At 65.2% G+C, this 4,352-nt stretch carries 6 protein-coding genes; 2 read left to right on the top strand and 4 right to left on the bottom strand.

Annotated elements, in window-relative coordinates; all coding sequences use genetic code 11:
• The coding region (locus D769_RS20130) for a PLP-dependent aminotransferase family protein (protein ID WP_008648887.1) at window positions 1-1,171 on the top strand (1,171 nt) is incomplete at its 5' end.
• A 56-nt stretch (window positions 1,172-1,227) separates the two neighbouring features.
• Here D769_RS20130 and D769_RS20125 read toward each other — a convergent pair.
• Window positions 1,228-1,713 carry a universal stress protein gene (locus D769_RS20125; protein WP_008648886.1) on the bottom strand — a complete coding sequence of 162 codons (486 nt, stop codon included), beginning with the start codon at window positions 1,711-1,713 and terminating at the stop codon, window positions 1,228-1,230.
• Window positions 1,714-1,765: 52 nt separating this feature from the next.
• Window positions 1,766-2,182, bottom strand: a complete 417-nt coding sequence (locus tag D769_RS20120) for a chemotaxis protein CheY (RefSeq protein WP_008648885.1) — start codon at window positions 2,180-2,182, stop codon at window positions 1,766-1,768.
• 309 nt (window positions 2,183-2,491) lie between these two features.
• Between D769_RS20120 and D769_RS20115 the strand changes: the two genes are divergently transcribed.
• Entirely contained in the window at window positions 2,492-2,863 is a 372-nt protein-coding gene (locus D769_RS20115; RefSeq protein WP_008648884.1) for a TraR/DksA C4-type zinc finger protein, read from the top strand.
• An 89-nt stretch (window positions 2,864-2,952) separates the two neighbouring features.
• On the opposite strand, the gene D769_RS31945 is transcribed toward D769_RS20115, so the two are convergent.
• Window positions 2,953-3,228 carry a hypothetical protein gene (locus tag D769_RS31945; RefSeq protein ID WP_152415037.1) on the bottom strand — a complete coding sequence of 92 codons (276 nt, stop codon included), beginning with the start codon at window positions 3,226-3,228 and terminating at the stop codon, window positions 2,953-2,955.
• 143 nt (window positions 3,229-3,371) lie between these two features.
• Window positions 3,372-4,352: LacI family DNA-binding transcriptional regulator (locus tag D769_RS20110; RefSeq protein WP_008648883.1), on the bottom strand; the 981-nt coding region annotated here is incomplete at its 5' end.

Genomic DNA, 4,352 nt, shown 5'->3' with positions numbered 1-4,352 from the left:
GGCGCCGCCGGTGTTGTCGCGGCGCGTGGCGGGCATCATGCGGCCGGGCGATGGCATGGATGACCCGCTGCCGTTCCTGCCCGGCACGCCGGCGTTGGACGCGTTCCCGCTGGCGCAATGGCGGCGCCATCTCGAACGTGCCTGGCGCAACATCACACCGGCGCAACTCGGCTATATGCCCGTGGCTGGCAACGTGGCGCTGAGACAGGTGATTGCCGAGTACCTGCGCGTTTCGCGCGGCGTGCGCTGCGATGCGTCGCAGGTGTTCATTACCGATGGCACCCAGAACGGACTGGACCTGTGCGCGCGGCTGCTGGCGGACGCCGACGATATCGCCTGGATCGAAAACCCTGGCTATAGCGGCGCGCGTAATGCGTTCCAGGCGGCCAATCTGCGGCTGGTGCCGATCCCGGTCGATGCCGATGGGCTTGCGCCTCGTCCGCAGGACTGGACCGAGACACCGCCCAGGCTCATCTACATCACGCCCTCGCACCAGTACCCGCTCGGCGCGGTGATGAGCCTGGAGCGGCGACTGGCGCTGGTGGCACAAGCACGTGCCGCTGGCGCGTGGATCGTCGAGGACGACTATGACAGCGAATTCCGGCACCAGGGCACGCCGCTTTCGGCGGTGCAAGGCCTGGCCGAGGATGCGCCGGTGATCTACCTTGGCACCTTCAGCAAGGTGTTGTTCCCGGCGCTGCGGATCGGTTTCATGGTGGTCCCGCCGGCATTGGCGCCGGTGATCCACCGCACGGCCGGCGCGCTCATGCTGCGCGGACGGGTGGCCGAGCAACTCGCGCTGGCATCGTTTATCGATGCAGGGCATTTCACGCGCCACCTCAGGCGGATGCGGCAACTCTACGCCGCCCGGCGTGCCGCGCTGCACGATGCGATGACGCGTCATCTGCAAGGGCTGGTGACGGTTTCGGGAGGCGCGGGCGGCATGCACCTTTCCGCCCGACTGGACGTGCCGGTGGCCGATACCGAAGTCAGCCGCATCGGCCGCGCGCAAGGGCTGGTGCTGCGGCCGCTGTCAAGGTTCTGTCTGCCGGGCTCGGCGCCGGCCTACAACGGCCTGGTGCTCGGATACGGGGGCGTGCCGGCGGAGCGGATGGATGGTCTGGCCCGTCAGATCCGGGAGGTCATCGAAAGGGCCTTGCTGGAGGCATAGGAGGCGTAAGAAGCGCGGGAGGTGCGGTGAGTCCCGTCCCGCGCGTTCCCACAGCCTTACTTCTGGGCGACCGGACGTTCAGCGGTCCTGGCGGGAGAGTCGTCACGCACCAGGACAACGGGGACCGGGCAATCGCGTGCCAGGCTTTCGGCGACGCTGCCAAGCAGCATGCGCTTCAAGCCGTGCCGGCCATGCGTGCCGATGACGACGATATCGGCGCTGCACGTTCGCGCATAGCCGTTGACGCGGTCCGCGATGTTGCCCATCGTTGCCAGATCGTCGATCAGGGTTTCGTGATGCTCGAGCCCGGCAGCCGCGGCGATCTCGCCAGCTTCCTTGAGAAGCGATTCGCCTGCAGCCGTCAGCTGTGGGCGTAGTTCGGTGAAATCGCCATAGCCGAAGTCGTACTGCAGGAAGCTGTAGTCGATGACGTGCAGGATCTCGAGCTTGGCGTGAAACGCGCTGGCAAGGCCGACGGCTTCGTTCAGGGCGCGACGCGCGCAGTGGCTATCGTCGACGGCGACAAGAATATGCTGGTGCATGATGGGCGTCCTCATGGGCAGTGGGGCAGTGGGGCAGTGGGGCAGTGGGAATTCATGCGGTTACCTTTCGGTGTTGCCGCGCCGCGCTCGCCATGGCGAGCAGCAGGTTGCGTAGTTCCACGATCTCGAGCGTCTTGTCGAAGCAGTAGGCCACGCCAGCCATCAGGCACGCGCGGCGCATCTGGGGTGTGCCCTCGTTAGCCAGCACGATCAGCGTGCTGGCCGGCAAGGCGATCGCGAGCGCGCGAATTCGCGGCAGGGGTGTGTTCTCTGTGGCGTTCAGGCCGATCAGCACGACATCCGGCTGGAGGTCTACCAGTTCCGTTTGATGGGCTTGCGCATCGTGTCCGGCGCCGGCCACACGTAGGCCGTCCAGGGACGCCAGCAGGCGCAACTGCCTGCGCCTGACGGCCGGCGTTCTTTCGACCAGATACACAGTCAGTCGGTCGGTGTCGGTGCGCGAAATCATTGGGCGAGTATCGCGCCCGCCGGTCGCTCGCGGAAGCAGGGTGCACTGAGAGTGGCGTCAGTCCTGTCGCGTGGATTGTCAGGTTTTCCTGACGGAGCAGGCTGCCGGCGTGCGTAACGGGCGGACAGCGACACGTCAAGCCTCCGCGATGCCTGCGAGGCAGTCGCGGCGCTGGCAATATGTCACGAGCATCACCGGATACCGCCGTCATTCTTGATCTGGGAGCAGATGGGTAGGCACGCCGAGGCATATCTTGAAAAGGTGCCCCCCTGGGCATTCTGCTTCTCACACCCTACAAGGAGCTTCTCCGTGAATGCACTGACTTCCGCACAATTTGCCACTTTGGCCGCAATGCTCGACGCGGAAGAAGCCCGCGCGCGTGCCGCACTGGGTACCGGCGCCTCGCCGCGCGCCCCGCTGGAGCGGCAGGATCCGGGCGACAAAACGGACGTCGCGGATCGGGAGATCGGTCAGCGGCAGGCCGATGTGATGCGCGAGCATTACCGCGTGGAACTGGAAGACATCGCGGCCGCGCGCGGCAGGATGACGCTCGGCTCCTATGCGATTTGCCGCGAGTGCGAGGAGCCGATTCCATTCGAGCGACTGCAGGCATACCCGACGGCAAAACGGTGCATGGACTGCCAGCGTGAGCACGAGCAGACGCGTCGCGGCAGGTTTTGACGGTCTGCGAGCAAGGATTCGCCTGGTAATCACTTGGCAACGTTTTGCCTGCGGTTCTCTTCAGTCGTACCGCTACTCCGCGCCGCACTTCAGCGGGTCGGTGCATTTCCTTTCGTGCAGACGCCGTCCGCGCACCGATAGATATCCCGTCCCGGCGCTGTCAGAACGCACGTCGTGCCGGCGCAGGCCGCGGACGGCATACCTCCGAGAAGGCTGTATGCCTCTTCGATAGTGACGGTGGGGCCGCCGGCAGCCAGCTCGCCCGCGTCGACGGGTGCTACGGTCTGTTTGGCCGGCTCGACGCTCCCGCATCCAGACAGCGTGAGGATTGCCAGCAGACAAAGGCTTGAGATCAGGCGGTTCATGCGGACGCTCGGCAGCCGGAGCGCCCAAGTCTACGGCGAGGAGGGCCTCGGGCGCTCTCGATCCGCGCAAGGACGGTGGATTATCCAGGGGTGGGACGTCGATTGGTACGGTGCTGACGCACAGCGCCGCGCATCGCATCGAATCAAGCTGCCGGTGGCGCGCAGGATCCGCGCAGGACCAGCTCAGTCGGTATCTGGATACGAATCCTGTCTGGTGGGACGTCTCCCTTCAATTGAGCCAGAAGCATACGCGCGGCTTCGTTGCCGAGTGCATGTGCGTCATAGCGGATCACGGAGATGGGCGGTGTCGCAAGTTGGGCGAGTTCGCTGTCATTCGAAGCGATCAGGGAAATATCCTCGGGAATGCGGAGATTGCTGATGCGGATGGCCGGGAGCACGCCGGACAGGAGCGGCATCCCCAGAACGATCACCGCAGTAGGTGGCTCAGGCAGGCTCAGCAGCAATTGCATCTCTCGATATGCGTATGCTGTCGAGAAACTGTCGAGCCGAAGCAACCGCGGGTCCAAGGTCAATCCGGCCAGCTCATGGGCCTGGCGCAGCCCCTGCAGGCGGTCACGCGCCACGCGGGTGCCCGTGCCGCCAGTGATCATGGCGATACGGCGGTGTCCAAGGCTGATGAGATGCTCTGCTGCACGCCGGGTCCCGCTTAGATGATCGGCGCCGACGGCATTGACCGGGGCATCAAGCTCACGCTCCAGCAGGACAACGGGAAGATTGCCGGACCGGATGTTCGCCAGCACCGTGGGGTTGGTTTCATCTTGCACGGCGAAGATGACGCCATCGGCACCGCGTTGCCGGAACAGATCGAGCAGCACGAGTTCGCGTTCGCTGCTGCCGTCGCTGCTGGCAACCATGATCATGTAGCCGTGCTCGCTGAGTATGCCTTCAGCACCCTTGACCATGGCGGAGTAAATCGGATTCCGGATATCCGAGAAGATAAAGCCGATCATGCGTGCCGACATGCCCCGCATACTCTGCGCAGCCATGCTGGGCTTCCAGCCCAGTTCGTCGATGGCAGCCTGGACGCGCGCGCGCACGTCCTCCGCTACGGTAGGCACCCCATTTGCCACGCGCGAGACCGTCGCGATTGCGACGCCCGCCGC

It is taken from the genome of Cupriavidus sp. HMR-1 (assembly GCF_000319775.1).
In the GTDB taxonomy this organism is placed as follows: domain Bacteria; phylum Pseudomonadota; class Gammaproteobacteria; order Burkholderiales; family Burkholderiaceae; genus Cupriavidus; species Cupriavidus metallidurans.
The sequence above is the reverse complement of the archived record's forward strand: the minus strand, read 5'-3'. Positions and strand labels throughout refer to the sequence as shown.